Source organism: Caballeronia sp. NK8, from assembly GCF_018408855.1.
Taxonomy (GTDB): Bacteria; Pseudomonadota; Gammaproteobacteria; order Burkholderiales; family Burkholderiaceae; genus Caballeronia.
In genome coordinates this window covers 375,321-393,136 of the sequence record NZ_AP024322.1, presented here as the reverse complement: position 1 = coordinate 393,136, position 17,816 = coordinate 375,321, and the positions used below count along the sequence as shown (strand labels likewise).

Here is a 17,816-nt window from a genome sequence, read left to right as displayed (position 1 = left end):
TCATCTACCGCGCCGCGAGTCTTGCCGGGCGCGGCTTTGCGAGCATCCACGCGTGCACAGGCAGCGGCCGTGGCCGCCATGCCCGTGTTACATTTCAGCGTCAAACACGCAAAACTACCATATCGCCCGACAGCAGCAGCATGTCCGACAGCAGACCATCCGTCGACCCGAACGAAGTTGGACAAGCCAAGCCCAGCGGCAACGCCGAGCGCGTGCTTTCACGCGTCTTCAAAATCATTCTGGTCATTGCGGCCATCGCGTATTTCGCGGTGGCGGGCATTTACGTCGGCCTGCGCTATCTCGTCATGCCGCAGGTCGATTCGTTCCGGCCGCGCATCGAGCAGCTGGTCTCTTCGAAGATTCACGCGCAGTTGCATATCGGCAGGATTTCCGCGCGATGGTCCGGGCTTTCACCGACACTCGATATCGACAATCTGCGCATCGACGCGACCGATGGCTCGCCCGGTCTCGCCGTGCCGCACGCGAGCGCGAGCATCGCGTGGGCGTCGCTCCTGCATCTGCGGCCCAAGCTCGCGGACCTGACCGTCGACGGGCCCGACGTGATCATCGCGCGCAACGCCGACGGCACGCTGTCCGTCGCGGGCGTGCCGATTCCCGCGCAGCGCACCGGCTCGAACGCGTTCACGACCTGGCTGCTCGGTCAGGACCACATTCTTCTGCGCGACGGCACGCTGCGCTGGCGCGATGCGCAACGCACCGCGCCCGAGATCGCGTTCAAGCGGCTGCATCTGGCGATCATCAACGACGGCACGCGTCATCGGCTCGCGCTCAAGGCGCCCGCCGACGGCGAGGTGCTGCACGGCCCGCTCGACCTGCGCGCGGACTTCCGTCACCAGCCGTTTTCCGCGATGGGCGCGCCCGCGAACTGGAGCGGCCGCCTCTATGTGTCGACCGGCCCGGTCGATCTGCCGACGCTCGCGCGCTACGTGAAGATGCCTTTTCAGATGTACAGCGGCCGCGTCAACAACGAAATCTGGCTTAACTTCGCGGGCGGCCAGTTGCAGAACGCGAGCGGCGCGCTGACCGGCGCGAACATCGCGTTGCGCGTGCGTGCGACGCAGCCGCGCCTCGATCTGCCGATCACGCGCTTCGGCTGGAGCCTCGCCAAGAACGACACCGAGTACACGCTCGACCTGCGCGACCTGCAGGCCGAACTCGGCCAGCCGACGCTCGCGGACGGCACGCCCGTCGCGCGCCTTCTGGTCTCGCGCGAGTTGACGGCGACGTTTCGTCCGCCGAGCGTCGGCAAGGGCCAATTGCTGCGGCTGACGGGCGATACCGTCGATATCGGCATCCTCGCCGAATTCGTGCGCGCGCTGCCGGTGCCCTCGAAGATCCTCAACGAACTGCTGCGCTTCAATCCGCGCGGCCAGGTTTCGCATTACACGATCTACACCGAACGCGCCGCGCCGAAGACCGAGGACGAAGCGCATCAGCAGCGCCAGAAAGGCGACGCGGCGCTGCTGCATTACGCGTTCAAGGGCGAGCTCGAAGGCCTGAGCGTGCAGGCGCAGGAGCCGCCGCCCGGACTCACGATCAACAACCATCCGCGCGCGGGCATTCCGGGCGTCGAGAATCTGTGGGGCAGCGTCGACGCCAACGAGAAGGAAGGCAGGATCACGATCGACACGAAGAACGCCGCGGTCATCATTCCCGGCGCGTTCGACGATCCGCGCCTCACCTTCGATTCCTTGCATGGCAACGCGCGCTGGACCGTCGCCGAGACAATCGCACCGGGCGAATTGCGCCGCGCGTTCACGATCCATCTGGACACGCTGCGCGTGAAGAACGCGGACGCCGAAGGCGAAGTCACCGCCTCGTACTGGAACCAGGGCCACGGGCGCGGCAACCTCGACCTGAAGGCGAAGGTCGCGCATCTGAAGGTGACGAGTCTCGTGCGCTATCTGCCGACGAGCCTGAACGAGCGCGTGCGCGTCTATCTCGGCCACGCGTTGCAGGCGGGCGTCGCGAAGAACGGAACGCTCGAAGTACACGGCGATCTCACGCGCTTTCCGTACGCGAAGTTTCCGGACGCGGGCATCTTCCGCATCAACGCGCCGTTCACGGGCGGCAAGTTCGACCCGACGCCGTTCCCGCCGCGCAAGATGGCCAACGGTCTGCCGAATTTCTGGCCGGCGTTCGAGGGCATCGACGGCGTGTTCACGCTCGCGCAGAACAAGCTCGGCTTCGACATCGACAAGGGACACTATCGCGGCGTGAAAGTCTCGAAGGTCGTCGGGCGGATCGACGATACGGGCAATCGCGAGACCAAGCTGTGGATCGACGGCCGCGCGCGCGGCCCGCTCGCCGACATGCTGCAATACGTCGACGACAGTTCGCTCGGCCTGATGGCGAAGCACGCGACGCGCAAGATCGACGCGAAAGGCGACGCCTCGCTCGCGCTCACGCTCGGCATTCCGCGCTTCCGTCCGCCACCGCCGCTGCCGCCGATCAAGCCCGAGTACAAGGGCTCGCTCACCTTCGCCGACAACCAAGTCACCTACGGCACGCTGCCGCCGCTCACGCATCTGCGCGGCCGCGCCGACTTCGCCGCGAAGACCGTCACGCTGAACGGCCTCACCGCGCAACTGCTCGGCGGCGACGTGCGCGCGAAAGGCGGCGTGCAGCCGGACGGCAGCTATGCGATCGACGTCGACGGGCGCATCGGCGCGGATGCCGCCGAGCGGCTCAACCGGCGCATCACGCCGCAGGTCGCCGCATTCATGAAGCACATCGACGGCACCGCGCCCTACGAGTTGCACGTGCGCGGCGTGAGGAACGCGCTGCCCAACGTGCAGGCGAGTTCGGACCTGACGGGTCTGGGCATCGATCTGCCCGCGCCGTTCGGCAAGGCGCGCGGCACCCCGATGCCGTTCTCGTTTACCTTCCAGCCCGCGACGGGCGGCCCGTCCGATCTGCATGACGCGCGGCTGAGCGTCGGGCCGGTGGCCGCGCATTACGTGTTTCAGCAGATCGGCCAGGCGCAGGTGAAGATCGATCCGCAGAACCCCGCCGAGCCGATGAACATGCGCGCGCGTCTGAAGGTCGTGCGCGGCGCGATCGGCGTGAACACGCCCGCGAACCCGCCGGCCGAAGGCGTGAGCGCAAGCGCCGATCTGAACGAGCTGGACGCCGATGCATGGCGCAAGACCTTCGCCGAGATCACCGGCGCAGCGCCCGAGCCGGCGGCGGCCGCGAACGCGCCGCGCCCGCCGATGAGCGAGAACGTCAGGCAGTTCATCCCGACGCGCGCCGCCATCCACTTCACGACGCTCAAGCTGCTCGACCGGCGCTGGGAGAACGTCGCCATCGACGCGAGCGAGTCTGATCGCAAGTGGCAGGCGAACATCGCGTCGGATCAATTAGCGGGCGATGTCGCGTGGACGCCGGGCGCGACGAAGGACAGCCCGGGCGCATTGCAGGCGCGCTTTGCCAAGCTCGTGATTCCGGAGAAGACCGGAGGCGATTCCGTCGACAAGGCAATCCGCAAGCCGCCGCGCAACATGCCGACGATCGATCTCATCGTGAATGAGCTCGTGTTCCGCGGTCGCAGCCTCGGGCGGCTCGAAGTCGACGCGCACAACGAGGTGATCGCCGACGAGCCCATCTGGACGCTCGACAAGCTCGAACTCGCGAATCCCGACGCCACCCTGACCGCGAACGCGACCTGGCGCACGCTGCCGGGCGGCGTCATCACGGCTTCGACGCGCAACGACGCGGACGACAGCGTCCCACGCCGTACATCGATCGATTTCAAGCTCGACGTGAAGAACGGCGGCCAGTTGATCGACCGGTTCGGCGCGCCGCATGTCGTCAATTCGGGCAACGGCACGATCTCGGGCCACGCGGGCTGGAACGGCGGCCCGACCACGCTCGATCTGAACACGCTCGATGGCAACGTCGCGGTCGATCTGCGGCACGGACAGATTCTGCGCGCGCCGGGCGCGGCGAAGTGGATCGGCATCTTCAGCCTGCGCAGCCTCGCGAACCTGCTGACGCTGCATTTCGAGGATGTCGTCGGCAAGGGTCTGCCGTTCGAGAAGATCACGGGCAACGCGAAGATCGTCGACGGCATCAGCCGCACGGACGACTTCCTGATGGTGACGTCGCCCGCGCGCGTGCAGATGCAGGGCCTCGTCGATATGCCGAAGCAGACGCAGGATCTGCACGTGAAGGTGATTCCGACCGTCGGCGCGGGCGCGGCTGCGATCGGCGCGGCGGTCATCAATCCGCTGCTCGGTCTCGGCGTGCTCGCGGCGGACATCGCGCTGTCGGCATCGATCCAGAAAGCGTTCGCGCTCGACTATTCGATCACCGGTTCGTGGAGCAAACCCGTCATCCAGCGTCTCAAAGGCGATCAGGGTAAGATCGAAACACCCGCCGCCGCCGTGGTTCCGTCCGCTGCCCGCTGAAAACGGACGTTCGCGCGAGCCTCGGCGACGCCGTTTTCGTCCCCTATTTTTTAATCGGCGCATAGAGACATGAGCGAAAGATCAAGCGATAGCGCGGCGCCGTTTCAGGTCGCCGCGCTCCAGATGGTCAGCACGCCGGACCTCGAGCGCAATCTGGCCGACGCCGGACGCCTGATCGCGGAGGCCGCTCGCGGCGGCGCGCAACTGGTGCTCCTGCCCGAGTATTTCTGTTACATGGGCTTCAAGGACACCGACAAGCTCGCGATCCGCGAAACGCCCGGCGCAGGCCCGATCCAGCAGTTTCTCTCCGACGCGGCGCGCGAGCATCGCGTGTGGGTCATCGGCGGAACGCTGCCGTTGCAATCGACGGAACCGGACCGCGTGCTCAACACGACCCTCGTCTTCGATCCCGCCGGCAAGCAGGTCGCGCGCTACGACAAGATTCATCTGTTCAATTTCGAAAAAGGCGAGGAATCGTTCGACGAAGCGCGCACCATCTGCCCCGGCAGCGAAGTGCGGACGTTCGAGGCGCCATTCGGGCGCGTGGGATTGTCGGTGTGCTACGACCTGCGGTTCCCCGAGCTGTATCGCAAGCTCGGCGATTGCGCGCTGTTGGTCGTGCCTTCCGCGTTCACTTACACGACCGGCAACGCGCACTGGGAGACCTTGCTGAAGGCGCGCGCGGTCGAGAATCAGTGTTATGTGCTGGCCGCGGCGCAAGGCGGCAAGCACGAAAATGGCCGCCGCACGTGGGGCCACAGCATGCTGATCGATCCGTGGGGCGAGATCGTCGCCGTCAGGGAGGAAGGCATGGGCGTGGCGGCGGGCGGCATCGATCTGCAACGCATCGCGGCCGTGCGACAGAGTTTGCCGGCCTATCGACATCGCGTGATCGGGTGATCGCGCGCTCAACCCAATGATGACTTGAAGACGCGGGTTTCTCCCCGCACATGATTCGACTGGATCAGACCGTAGAATAGTCTGCAATTCGTCTGAAATATCATCGACTCGTCACGAACACGCAATAGGCACCGCATGAACATCATCGAACCCGGCATTCGGAATCTGGTAACGGCGAAGGACGTTTTGCTCACGCCCTACGGCCTCGACGAAGGGCTGATCACCCGCACCCTCGCGGAAATCTTCACGCATCGCGTGGATTACGCGGACCTCTATTTCCAGTCCACGCGCAGCGAAGCGTGGAGTCTCGAAGAAGGCATCGTCAAATCGGGCAGCTTCAGCATCGATCAGGGTGTCGGCGTGCGCGCCGTGTCCGGCGAGCGCACGGCGTTCGCCTATTCGGACGACCTGTCGCCCGAATCGATCCGCCAGGCCGCGATCGCGACGCGCGCGATCGCCAAGGCAGGCGGCGGCAAGCACAAGGTCAAGCCGGCGAGCACGCTCACGGGCGTGTCGGGGCGCGATCTGTATCTCGCCGCCGATCCGTTGCATTCCCTCGACGCCACGGCCAAGGTGAAGTTGCTGGAACGCGTCGAGCAAATGGCGCGGGCCAAGGATCCGCGCATCACGCAAGTCATGGCGGGCATGGCCGGCGAATACGATGTCGTGCTCGTCGCGCGCAGCGACGGCGCGCTCGCGGCGGACGTGCGTCCGCTCGTGCGCGTCTCCGTGACGGTGATCGCCGAGCAGAACGGCCGGCGCGAGATCGGCACGGGCGGCGGCGGCGGACGCTTCGACTACGCCTATTTCACCGACGCGATCCTGCAAAAGTACGTCAACGATGCCGTGCACGCCGCGCTCGTCAATCTCGAAGCGCGCCCGGCTCCGGCTGGCGCCATGACTGTCGTGCTCGGGCCGGGCTGGCCGGGCGTGCTGCTGCACGAGGCGGTCGGACACGGCCTGGAGGGCGATTTCAACCGCAAGGGATCGTCGGCGTTCGCGGGGATGATCGGCGAACAGGTGGCGGCCAAGGGCGTCACCGTGGTCGACGACGGCACGCTGCCGAACCGGCGCGGGTCGCTGAACATCGACGACGAGGGCAATCCGACGCAGTGCACCACGCTGATCGAGGACGGCATTCTCAAGGGCTACATTCAGGATTCGCTCAACGCGCGCCTGATGAAGATGCCGGTGACGGGCAACGCGCGCCGCGAATCCTACGCCGCGCTGCCGATGCCGCGCATGACGAACACCTACATGCTCAACGGCGACAAGGACCCGCAGGAGATTCTCGCGTCCGTGAAGAACGGCTTGTACGCGGTGAACTTCGGCGGCGGTCAGGTCGACATCACCAACGGCAAGTTCGTGTTCTCGGCGTCCGAGGCGTACATGATCGAGAACGGCAAGATCACGTATCCGGTGAAGGGCGCGACGCTGATCGGCAGCGGGCCGGAATCGCTCAAGTATGTGACGATGATCGGCAACGATATGTCGTTGGATAGCGGCGTCGGCGTGTGCGGCAAGGAAGGCCAGAGCGTGCCGGTGGGCGTCGGTCAGCCGACGTTGCGCATCGAGAAGATGACGGTCGGCGGGACGGTGTGAGTTTTTTATGCGGGTTTTCCGCATCGGATGCGTTTGTTTGCGGCGTCGCCGCGTGATCCGATGCGGATTGTCCGCGTTTTCGTAGTGGCGGGGTTGTCAGCGCCGTACGTTTGCGGTTATAAAAGCAGTCACAACTTTTTTCGACACGCCTTCGATCCATCATGTCCGCCAAGTTTTATTTTTATTTCTTTTGGCATCTCAAGCCGCTGGCGGATCGAGAGGGGTGAGTCGTACACAGGTTGAAAAGACCGAATTCCCGAAAAAACCGCCAGCGAGTCTGGCGGTTTTTTTTCGTCTCATAGTTTGATTAGAACGTTGCCGTTGGAGAACCGACATGCCCCCGCACAATACCGATGATGTTCGTATCCGTGAGCTGAAAGAGCTGACCCCGCCCGCGCATCTGATCCGCGAGTTCCCTTGCGCCGAGCCGGTTTCCGAGCTGATCTACAACGCGCGGCAGTCGATGCATCGCATTCTTCATGGGATGGATGACCGGTTGATCGTGATCATCGGGCCTTGCTCGATTCATGATCCGAAGGCTGCCATGGAGTACGCGGGGAGGTTGATCGAGCAACGTAAGCGGTTTGCTGGTGAACTCGAGATCGTGATGCGGGTGTATTTCGAGAAGCCGCGCACGACAGTTGGCTGGAAGGGGCTCATCAATGATCCGCATATGGATAACAGCTTCAAGATCAACGATGGCTTGCGGGCCGCGCGTGAGTTGCTGATGCGGATCAATGAGATCGGGTTGCCTGCCGGTACCGAATATCTCGATATGATCAGCCCGCAGTACATCGCCGATCTGATTTCGTGGGGAGCGATCGGGGCGCGAACGACGGAGTCTCAAGTTCACCGCGAGCTGGCGTCTGGGTTGTCGTGCCCGGTCGGGTTCAAGAATGGCACTGATGGCAATGTGAAGATTGCTGTCGATGCGATCAAGGCGGCTTCGCAGCCGCACCATTTCCTCTCCGTGACCAAGGGCGGGCATTCGGCGATTGTTTCGACTGCAGGGAATGAGGATTGCCACATCATTTTGCGCGGCGGTAAGGCGCCTAATTATGATGCGGCGAGTGTCGATGCTGCTTGTAGTGATATTGGGAAGGCGGGTCTGGCGGCGCGCTTAATGATTGACGCGAGTCATGCTAATAGCTCGAAGAAGCATGAGAATCAGATTCCTGTCTGCGAAGATATTGGCAAGCAACTCGCGGCCGGCGATGAGCGGATTGTTGGAGTGATGGTTGAATCGCATCTTGTTGCTGGGCGGCAGGATTTGAAGGAAGGATGTGAGCTTACCTACGGGCAGAGCGTTACGGATGCTTGTATTGGGTGGGATGAGAGCGTGAAGGTGCTTGAGGGATTGGCGGAAGCCGTCAAGCAACGGCGAGTAGTACGCGGCGGGGGCAATTAAAATCAGTAAGCGGTCGGATCAAACGCCGACCGCTTACCCCGACATCATGATGGCACTGACATGAGAAGGAAGTGCAATCCGTCAAGCATTCGACCCTCTAGGCGAGTCCCATAGAACGTCGACGCCACCGTCAACGCGATTCAATACTCGTGACAACACAAACATCAAATCCGACAACCGATTCACATACCGCCGCGGCGCCTCATTGATTCCCTTGGTCTCTGCACGTCCCAACGTCACAATCGCTCTCTCCGCTCTCCGACAAACCGTCCGCGCAACGTGAGCGAGAGCCGCCGCCCTCGACCCACCCGGCAAAATAAACTCCTTCAACGGCGGCAACGTCGCGTTGTACTCTTCCAGCCAGGCATCCAGTCGCGCGAGATGCGATTCCTGAATCATCGAATGCCCCGGAATGGACAACTCCCCACCGAGGTCAAACAAATCATTCTGAATCTGCGTCAGTGCCGCTCTGACGTCCGAAGGCATCGGCTCACACAACAAAACGCCGATACACGAATTCAACTCATCCACATCGCCGATCGCGGTGATGCGCGCATCGTCCTTCGACACGCGGCTGCCATCGCCCAGCCCCGTGGTCCCATCATCGCCGGTACGCGTGGCGATCTTGCTCAAGCGGTGACCCATCACTGACTCCCTGAAAAGCGCACAAAAAACCGGCCCATTATAGGCACGCCGACGCGGCGAAAACGCGCCCAAAACCCCGCCCCGCCAGCCTTCCCACCGACGGCGTAAAATGAGACAAACACCGTACGGTATTTCGCGCCAACCGCAGAACGAACCCGCAACGCGCATACCAAGCGCGCAAGCCAAGAACACAAATCCGCACCGCCCGGAGACACGCACGTGAATCACCCCACCGAACACCACGCGCTCGAAAAGCGCCCCTTCCCCGCCACGCTTCTCGAAGCCCTGAAGCAGAAATTCGCCGGCCGCGTCTCGACAGCGCAGGCCGTAAGAGAACACCACGGCCGCGACGAGTCCCCGTTCGACCCGCAACTCCCCGACGCCGTCGTCTTCGCGCGCAGCACGGACGAAGTGCAAACCATCGTCAAACTCTGCGCCGAGCACGACGTCCCGATCATCCCCTACGGCAACGGCTCCTCGCTCGAAGGCCATCTGCTCGCGGTGCAAGGCGGCGTCTCCATCGACCTGTCCGAGATGAATCAGGTTGTCTCGATCAACGCCGAGGATCTCACGGTCACGGTGCAACCCGGCATCTCCCGCAAACAACTGAACGAAGCGCTCAAGGACACCGGCCTGTTCTTCCCGATCGACCCCGGCGCGGACGCCAGCATCGGCGGCATGTCCGCGACGCGCGCCTCCGGCACCAACGCCGTGCGCTACGGTTCGATGCGCGAAAACGTCCTCGCGCTCACCGTCGTGCTCGCCGATGGCCGCGTCATCAAGACCGGCACGCGCGCCCGCAAATCGTCGGCGGGCTATGACCTCACGCGTCTTTTCGTCGGCTCGGAAGGCACGCTCGGCGTCATCACGGAAATCACCGTGCGCCTCTATCCGCAGCCCGAAGCGATTTCCGCCGCCGTGTGCGCGTTCCCGTCGATGGGCGATGCCGTACGCGCCGTCATCGAGACCATTCAGATGGGCGTGCCGATCGCGCGCGTCGAGTTCGTCGACAAGCTCGCCGTGCGCGCGATCAACCGTCACTCGAACCTGACGCTGCGCGAGTCGCCGATGCTGTTCTTCGAATTCCACGGCACCGAAGCAGGCGTCAAGGAACAGGCGCAGACCGTGCAGGAGATCGTCGCGGAGAACAAGGGAGAGGACTTCGAATGGGCGACGCGCCCCGAAGACCGCAGCCGTCTGTGGAACGCCCGCCACTCGGCCTATTTCGCGATGCTGCAACTGAAGCCCGGCTGCCGCGCCGTCACCACCGACGTCTGCGTGCCGATTTCGCGTCTCGCCGAATGCGTCGAGGAAACGGAAAAGGATTTGCAAGGCTCGTATCTGCCGAGCCCGATCGTCGGCCATGTCGGCGACGGCAACTTCCACGTCGCGATGCTGCTCGATCCGAACAAACCCGAAGAACTGAAAGAAGCCGAGCGCATCAACAAGCTGATCGTGGGACGCGCCCTGAAAATGGGCGGCACCTGCACCGGCGAACACGGCGTCGGGCTGCACAAGATGGGCTTCATGATCGAGGAGCACGGCGAGGACGCCATCGCGACGATGCGCGCCATCAAACAGGCGCTCGATCCCAGGAACCTGATGAACCCGGGGAAAATCTTCGCTTTCGAAGGCTGACGAAGTCGCGCAAGATGCACGCATGCACGCACGAATAAGCACGCGGCACTGACCGCGCAGGCATCGAAAGGATCAAAACGGGAGGAGACGTGAACGCACCCGACGAGCTCAAGTCCGAGCGGATGTCGCCCAACCTGCCGCACGAGGACGCGCCCGCGCTGAGCGAAGATCAGCTCGCCGCGCGACAGCGTGAAGTCGTGCAGGCGCTGATGGCCGTGCTGCCAACGCATTGCCTGCTCTTTCGCGAGGAAGACACCGCGCCGTATGAATGCGACGGTCTCGCCGCATACCGGCGCCTGCCGCTCGCGGTCGCGCTGCCGGAAACCGAGGCGCAGGTGCAACGCGTCGTGCAGATCTGCGCGCGTCTTTCCATTCCGATCGTGCCGCGCGGCGCGGGCACCGGCCTCTCGGGCGGCGCAATGCCGATCCGCCACGGCATCGTGTTGTCGCTCGCGCGTTTTCGCAAGATCGTCGAAGTCGATCCCTACGCGCGCACTGCGACCGTGCAGCCCGGCGTGCGCAATCTGGCCATTTCCGAAGCGGCCGCGCCTTATGGTTTGTACTACGCGCCCGATCCGTCGTCGCAGATCGCCTGCACCATCGGCGGCAATGTCTCCGAGAACTCCGGCGGCGTGCACTGCCTGAAATACGGCCTCACCGTGCACAACGTCCTGCGCGTGCGCGCGGTGACGATGGACGGCGATGTCGTCGAGTTCGGCTCGCTCGGCCCCGACGCGCCGGGCCTCGATCTGCTCGCAGTGCTGATCGGCAGCGAAGGCATGTTCGCGATCGTCACCGAGATCACCGTCAAGCTGATTCCGAAGCCGCAGACGGCGCAAGTCATCATGGCGAGCTTCGACGATGTCGTGAAAGGCGGCAACGCGGTCGCGGCGATCATCGCGGCGGGCATCATCCCGGCCGGCCTCGAAATGATGGACAAACCCGCGACGCGCGCGGTCGAAGAATTCGTCAACGCGGGCTACGACCTCGACGCCGCCGCGATCCTGCTGTGCGAATCCGACGGCACGCACGACGAAGTCGCCGAGGAAATCGTCCGCATGACGGCGGTATTGCGCGAGTACGGCGCGTCGCGCATCCAGATTTCGCGTTCCGAAGCCGAGCGCCTGAAATTCTGGTCCGGGCGCAAGAACGCGTTCCCGGCGGCTGGCCGCATCTCGCCTGACTATTACTGCATGGACGGCACCGTGCCGCGCCGCGCGATCGGGCCGCTGCTCAAGCGGATCGAAGAGATGGAGAAAAAGTACGCGCTGCGCTGCATCAACGTGTTCCACGCCGGCGACGGCAACATGCACCCGCTGATTCTTTTCAACGGCAACGATCTCGACGAATGGCATCGCGCCGAGGCTTTCGGCTGCGACATTCTGGAGTGTTGCGTCGAGCTGGGCGGCACGGTGACGGGCGAGCACGGCGTCGGCATCGAGAAAATCAATTCGATGTGCGTGCAATTTTCGCCGGAAGAGCGCGACGCGTTCTTCGCCGTCAAGCGCGCGTTCGATCCGCCGGGGCTGCTCAATCCCGACAAGGGCATCCCGACGCGCGCGCGCTGCGCCGAGTACGGCAAGATGCATATCCGGGGCGGGCTGCTGCCGCACCCCGAATTGCCGCGCTTCTGAAATCCCGCGAGGCGCGGCGCGCGTTCCGCTATCCACGTTTCTCCGAGTGCTACGGCGTTAAGCGGCCGGTACAATCGACCGGACAGCCGTAAGAAAGCCGAAACCAGAAGTCGAATTCCGAGTTCGACGATAAAGCGGGACACCATGGAACAGGACGACATCGTCGCCGGCTGGTCGGAGAGGATCGCCCGGGCCACCGAAACCGGCGCGCTGCTGCGCATTCGCGGCGGCGGCACGAAGGACTGGTACGGCCAGACGCTCCAGGGAGAGATCCTCGACACGCGCGCGTATCGCGGCATCGTCGCCTACGATCCGGCGGAACTCGTCATCACCGCGCGAAGCGGCACGCCGCTCGCCGAGATCGAAGCGGCGCTGCGCGAGCACAATCAGATGCTGCCGTTCGAGCCGCCGCACTTCGGGCGCAACGCGACGCTGGGCGGCTGCATCGCCGCCGGGCTCGCGGGCCCGCGCCGCGCCTGGACCGGCGCGCCACGCGATTTCGTGCTCGGCGCGGTCGTCATGAACGGGCACGGGCAAGTGCTGCACTTCGGCGGTCAGGTGGTGAAGAACGTGGCGGGTTATGACGTCGCGCGCCTGCTCGCCGGATCGCTCGGCACGCTCGGACTGATTATCGAACTGTCGATCAAGGTGCTGCCGCGCCCTGTCGCCGAAGCCACGCTGAAATTCGACATGCACGCCACCGACGGCGTGCGCAAGCTCAACGAATGGGGCGGCCATCCGTTGCCGATCTGCGGCAGCGCGTGGCGCGACGGCACGCTCGCGCTGCGTCTCGCGGGCGCGGAAGCCGCCGTCAAGACGGCGCGCAACACGCTCGGCGGCGAAGTCGTCGATGCGGTCGAAGCGGACCGTTTCTGGATCGGCATGCGCGAGCAGACGGACCCGTTCTTCGCCGTGATCGAACCGCGCTCGGCGCTGTGGCGGCTCGCGTTGCCGTCGATCGCGGAGCCGCTGCATCTGCCGGGCGCGCAACTGATGGAATGGGGCGGCGCGCAGCGCTGGTGGATCACCGACACCGATCCGCAGACCGTCCGTATCAGCGCGAAGCAGGCGGGCGGCCACGCGACGATCTTCCGCGCCGGGTCCGCCTACGATCGCAATGCGGGCGTCTTCACGCCGCTGCCCGCGCCGCTGATGAAGATTCATCGTGGATTGAAAGCCGCATTCGATCCGGCGCGCATCTTCAATCGCGCTCGTCTGTATCCCGACTTCTAGGCGCCTCGATGCAAACCAATCTCGCCGATTTCATCCGCGGCACGGCCGATGGCGACGAAGCCGACGCCATCCTGCGCAAGTGCGTGCACTGCGGCTTCTGCACGGCGACCTGCCCGACGTACCAGATACTCGGCGACGAACTCGACGGGCCGCGCGGACGCATCTATCTGATGAAGCAGATGTTCGAAGGCGCTCCGGTCTCACGCAGCACGCAACTGCATCTGGACCGCTGCCTTACGTGCCGCAATTGCGAGAGCACCTGCCCGTCGGGCGTGCAGTACGGACGGCTCGTCGAGATCGGGCGCAAGGTCGTCGAAGAGAAGGTCGAGCGGCCGATGCGTCATCGGCTGCAACGGCGTCTGCTCGCGAGCTTCCTGCCGAACAGCACGCTCTTCACGCCCGCGATGAAGCTCGGTCAGCAGTTTCGCGGCATCCTGCCGCGCAAGCTGCGCGCGAAGATTCCCGTGCCCGAGCGGCCCCTCGTCGCGCCCACGAACAAACACGAACGCAAGATGCTGATGCTCGCCGGTTGCGTGCAACCCGCGATGATGCCCAACGTCAACACGGCGACCGCGCGCGTGTTCGATGCGCTCGGCATCGAGATCGTCACGGCGCCGGGCGCGGGCTGCTGCGGCGCGATCCGCCTGCATCTCGGCTACAACGAAGACGCGCTCGACGACGTGCGCAACAACATCGACGCCTGGTGGCCGTATGTGGAAAGCGGCGTCGAGGCTATCGTGATGAACGCATCGGGCTGCGGCGCGACGGTGAAGGAGTACGCGCACTTGCTGCGCAACGATCCGGCGTATGCGTCGAAGGCGCAGAAGATCGTCGAACTGACGCGCGATCTCGCCGAAATCCTGCCGATGTTCGAGGAAGAACTCGTCTCGCTCGCGCGCCGGCGCGGCGTGCATACGGTCGCGTTCCATCCGCCGTGCACCCTGCAGCACGGGCAGCAGATTCGCGGACGCGTCGAGCATCTGCTGACCGCGCTCGGGCTCGAAGTGCGCCTGCCCGTGGATAGTCACTTGTGTTGCGGATCGGCCGGCACGTACTCGGTCCTGCAGCCGAAGCTCTCGTACACGCTGCGCAACCAGAAGCTCGACCGGCTGGAGAAGCTGGAGCCGCAGCTGATCGTGTCGGCGAATGTCGGCTGCATCGCGCATCTGCAAAGCGGCACGTCGACGCCCGTCACGCACTGGATTCAACTGCTGGAGCATCTCCTGTACGGTTGACGCCGCTTCGTATAATGAGTGGCTCGATCGAACTGAACGCCCAGCATGTCCATCGCCCAACATCTCGAAGAAGTCCGGCAACGCATCGCGAAGGCGGCGCACGACGCGTCGCGCGATGCGGCTTGCGTCAAGCTGCTCGCCGTGTCCAAGACCTTTCCCGCGAACGACGTGCGCGCCGCCTTCGAGGCCGGCCAGCGCGCGTTCGGCGAGAACTACGTGCAGGAAGGCATCGCGAAGATCGCCGAACTCGCCGATCTGCGCGCTGAAATCGAATGGCATTTCATCGGGCCGCTGCAGTCAAACAAGACGAAGCTCGTCGCCGAGCAGTTCGACTGGGTGCATTCCATCGACCGGCTAAAGATCGCCGAGCGGCTTGCGGCGCAGCGTCCCGAAGGCGCGAGCGCGCTCAACGTCTGCATTCAGGTGAACGTGAGCGGCGAGGACTCGAAGAGCGGCGTCGAACCGGATGAGGCCATCGCGCTTGCGCATGCCGTGGCCGCCCTGCCCCGCCTACGCCTGCGCGGCCTGATGGCGATACCCGAGCCTGCCGAAACACTCGATGCGCAGCGCGCGCCGCACGCCCGCCTGCGCGATCTGATGAATACGCTGCGCGCCGACGGCCTCGATCTCGACACGCTCTCGATGGGCATGTCCGCCGACCTCGAAGCCGCCGTGCTCGAAGGCGCGACGATGGTGCGTATCGGCACCGCGATTTTCGGCACGCGCACTTACACCACCTGACCTCACCTTCAATCATGAAAATTGCATTCATCGGCGGCGGCAACATGGCCGCGGCGCTCATCGGCGGTCTCGTCAAGCGCGGCACGCCGGCGTCCGATATCTACGCCGTCGACATCAACGACGAAGCGCGCGAGCGCACCGCGAAGCAATTCGGCATCGCGACTGGCGCGGCCGTCGACGCGACGCTCGCGGGCTACGACGCGATCGTGCTCGCCGTGAAGCCGCAAGTGCTCAAAGGCGTGGCCGAAGCGCTCGCGCCGCATCTGTCGAAGCAGACGATCATCAGCATCGCGGCGGGCATTCGCGCGAGCGATCTGTCGCGCTGGCTGAACGGCTATACGCAGATCGTTCGCACGATGCCGAACACGCCTGCCTTGATCGGCATGGGCGTGACGGGCCTCGCGGCGTTGCCCGGCGTGAGCGATGCGGCGAAGGCGCTTGCGTCGCAAGTGCTGGAAGCGGTCGGCACGGCCGTGTGGTTCGACGACGAAGCGAAGCTCGACGCCGTCACCGCGATTTCCGGCAGCGGCCCGGCCTACGTGTTCTATTTCATCGAAGCGATGCAGGAAGCCGCGCGCCGGCTCGGCATGGACGAGGAGCAGGGCCGCGCGCTCGCGGTCGCCACCTTCACCGGCGCGGCGCAACTGGCGGCGCAATCGGGCGAGCCGGCGAGCGTGCTGCGCGAGCGCGTGACCTCGAAGGGCGGCACGACGGCGGCAGCGCTCGCCTCGTTCGACGCTCAGGGCGTGAAGGACGCGATCGTGCGCGGCGCGCTGGCGGCAGAGGCGCGGGCGAAAGAGATGGGGGATGAACTGGGCGGGGCTTGAACGTGCATGCACGCCCGCCGCGCCTGGCTCAAAGCTTCTGCACGACGAACTCGATGCCGCACTCCGCAAACGCGGTGCGCGTCTGATCGTAGCGTTCCATGCCGTGCAGGAAGCTGTGATCGAGGCATTCGACCTTCTTCACGCTCACTTCACGCTCGAATTCGCGTAGCAGATCCAGCACATTGATCGAGACAGGCGACCAGCTCTCGCGCTTGAAGAGCGTGAACGTGTGTTTGTGGTCGTCGTTGAACGTCGATGGCCACGCGCCCTGCTCGTACATGTCCTCGTCCGGCACGGTGATGACGAGATGCCCGCCCGGCTTGAGCACGCGCAGCCAGTGGCGCAATGCGACGCGCGGGTCCATCACGTGTTCGAGGCAGTGCGCCGAGTAGACGAAATCGAAGCTGTCGTCACGCACGTTGTCGAGGATTTGCGCGTCGCCCTGCGCCCACTCATAGACCGTCACGCCTTGGATGCGCGGGAACAACGTGCGGTACAGCGCGATGCTGTCGTTGCCGCCGCCGATATCGAGCCCGTTGCCCACCAGCCAGCGATTGCTGAAGCGCGCGTCGAGCAGACGTCGATTGAGCGATATGCAGGTCGTGCCCGGCACGCCCAGCCCGAGCACCAAAGGCTGGGTCTGGTCGCCGGGCAGTACCCATTTTTTGAGGCCGTAGTCGCCCCAGGCGCGCGGCCAAAGCACCGCATAGCCGGTATCTTCACCGTGCCAGTGCAGCGCGTGCGTGGAGTCGAAGGATGCGAGCAGCGCGAGGAAGGTCGCTTCCTGATCGAAGCCATTCTCGGCCCAATCCGGCAGCGTCCCCGTGCTCGTCTGGAAGTCGCGCCGGTAGATGCGCACGTCGTCCAGAATGATGAGCGCGTTATCCACCCGGCCGCGCAGCGCTTCGAGCTCGGCGATCAGCGGCAGGCGTTCCGTCGCACTATGCTCCTGACTCTTGTAGCTCTTGCCGCCATAGTCCGCGCCGGGGTAATGTGCATCCAGAAAAACGAGGCAGCGTTGCTCGCCCAGCACGCCTTGCACCGTCGGCGAACGCAGGAATGTAAGGCTGTCCGTGTTCGCAACATGGAGCTGTTCGCTCTGCTTCACCTCCGCGAAAAGCGGCTCGAAGATTTCGCACGACAGCGCTTTACGGAAACCGGCGGCCAACGCGGCGCGGCACGAATCACCGCGTCCGTAGCCGGTCTCGACGAGACAAGCGACCTGATGTCCGGCAACCAGCCTGCCCAGATCGAAGCGTGCAAGGGATCCCATGTTTAACAGACTCTGAGTGATACAGGCGAACGAACGCCGCCGCGAAGCAAAACCCGCGGCATTCGTTAGGCATGTTGAAAGAAGGGCCGGCGCGTTTGATGACGAATGGCCGGGCGGTATGAAACAGCTTGCTTCGGCCATTCCATAGTTAGCTAAATGCTTAAACTATGAACTTATCAAAAGATATCGCCGTGAAGCCGTAATGCGAAGAAATTTGTCGTTCTTAGACTGTTTCGGATATTGACAC

The 17,816-nt window shown here is 64.3% G+C and carries 12 protein-coding genes; 10 read left to right on the top strand and 2 right to left on the bottom strand.

Annotated elements, in window-relative coordinates; genetic code table 11:
- Nucleotides 1-140: 140 nt before the first annotated feature.
- The 4 genes from NK8_RS01880 (at nucleotide 141) to aroG (ending at nucleotide 8,343) form a co-directional block, all read left to right on the top strand.
- Entirely contained in the window at nucleotides 141-4,433 is a 4,293-nt protein-coding gene (locus tag NK8_RS01880; protein WP_213227031.1) for a YhdP family protein, read from the top strand.
- A 69-nt stretch (nucleotides 4,434-4,502) separates the two neighbouring features.
- A complete protein-coding gene (locus NK8_RS01875; protein WP_213227029.1) occupies nucleotides 4,503-5,333 on the top strand; it encodes a carbon-nitrogen hydrolase family protein in 831 nt (276 codons plus the stop codon).
- Nucleotides 5,334-5,468: 135 nt separating this feature from the next.
- Nucleotides 5,469-6,935 (top strand): metalloprotease TldD, encoded by a 1,467-nt coding sequence (gene tldD, locus NK8_RS01870; RefSeq protein WP_213227027.1) that lies wholly within the window; start codon nucleotides 5,469-5,471, stop codon nucleotides 6,933-6,935.
- Between the two features lie 334 nt (nucleotides 6,936-7,269).
- The gene (gene aroG, locus NK8_RS01865) at nucleotides 7,270-8,343 is read left to right on the top strand and encodes a 3-deoxy-7-phosphoheptulonate synthase AroG (protein ID WP_213227025.1); all 1,074 of its coding nucleotides are present in this window, start codon (nucleotides 7,270-7,272) and stop codon (nucleotides 8,341-8,343) included.
- A gap of 81 nt (nucleotides 8,344-8,424) precedes the next feature.
- Here aroG and NK8_RS01860 read toward each other — a convergent pair whose 3' ends face one another.
- Nucleotides 8,425-8,988 carry a cob(I)yrinic acid a,c-diamide adenosyltransferase gene (locus NK8_RS01860; RefSeq protein ID WP_213227023.1) on the bottom strand — a complete coding sequence of 188 codons (564 nt, stop codon included), beginning with the start codon at nucleotides 8,986-8,988 and terminating at the stop codon, nucleotides 8,425-8,427.
- Nucleotides 8,989-9,207: 219 nt separating this feature from the next.
- Between NK8_RS01860 and NK8_RS01855 the strand changes: the two genes are divergently transcribed.
- From NK8_RS01855 to proC, 6 genes are all read left to right on the top strand, one after another.
- The gene (locus NK8_RS01855) at nucleotides 9,208-10,626 is read left to right on the top strand and encodes an FAD-binding oxidoreductase (protein ID WP_213227021.1); all 1,419 of its coding nucleotides are present in this window, start codon (nucleotides 9,208-9,210) and stop codon (nucleotides 10,624-10,626) included.
- Between the two features lie 122 nt (nucleotides 10,627-10,748).
- Complete coding sequence (locus NK8_RS01850) at nucleotides 10,749-12,260, top strand: FAD-linked oxidase C-terminal domain-containing protein (RefSeq protein WP_162066741.1); 1,512 nt, start codon at nucleotides 10,749-10,751, stop codon at nucleotides 12,258-12,260.
- A gap of 144 nt (nucleotides 12,261-12,404) precedes the next feature.
- Complete coding sequence (gene glcE, locus NK8_RS01845) at nucleotides 12,405-13,493, top strand: glycolate oxidase subunit GlcE (protein WP_213227019.1); 1,089 nt, start codon at nucleotides 12,405-12,407, stop codon at nucleotides 13,491-13,493.
- An 8-nt stretch (nucleotides 13,494-13,501) separates the two neighbouring features.
- A complete protein-coding gene (gene glcF / locus NK8_RS01840; protein ID WP_162064886.1) occupies nucleotides 13,502-14,728 on the top strand; it encodes a glycolate oxidase subunit GlcF in 1,227 nt (408 codons plus the stop codon).
- Between the two features lie 45 nt (nucleotides 14,729-14,773).
- Nucleotides 14,774-15,469, top strand: a complete 696-nt coding sequence (locus NK8_RS01835) for a YggS family pyridoxal phosphate-dependent enzyme (protein WP_213227017.1) — start codon at nucleotides 14,774-14,776, stop codon at nucleotides 15,467-15,469.
- A 14-nt stretch (nucleotides 15,470-15,483) separates the two neighbouring features.
- Nucleotides 15,484-16,296: a pyrroline-5-carboxylate reductase gene (proC, locus tag NK8_RS01830; RefSeq protein ID WP_213227015.1), complete on the top strand. Its 813-nt coding sequence runs from the start codon at nucleotides 15,484-15,486 to the stop codon at nucleotides 16,294-16,296.
- Between the two features lie 28 nt (nucleotides 16,297-16,324).
- Here the strand turns inward: proC and NK8_RS01825 are convergent, their stop codons facing one another.
- A complete protein-coding gene (locus NK8_RS01825) occupies nucleotides 16,325-17,569 on the bottom strand; it encodes a class I SAM-dependent methyltransferase (protein WP_213227013.1) in 1,245 nt (414 codons plus the stop codon).
- Between the last annotated feature and the right edge of the window lie 247 nt (nucleotides 17,570-17,816).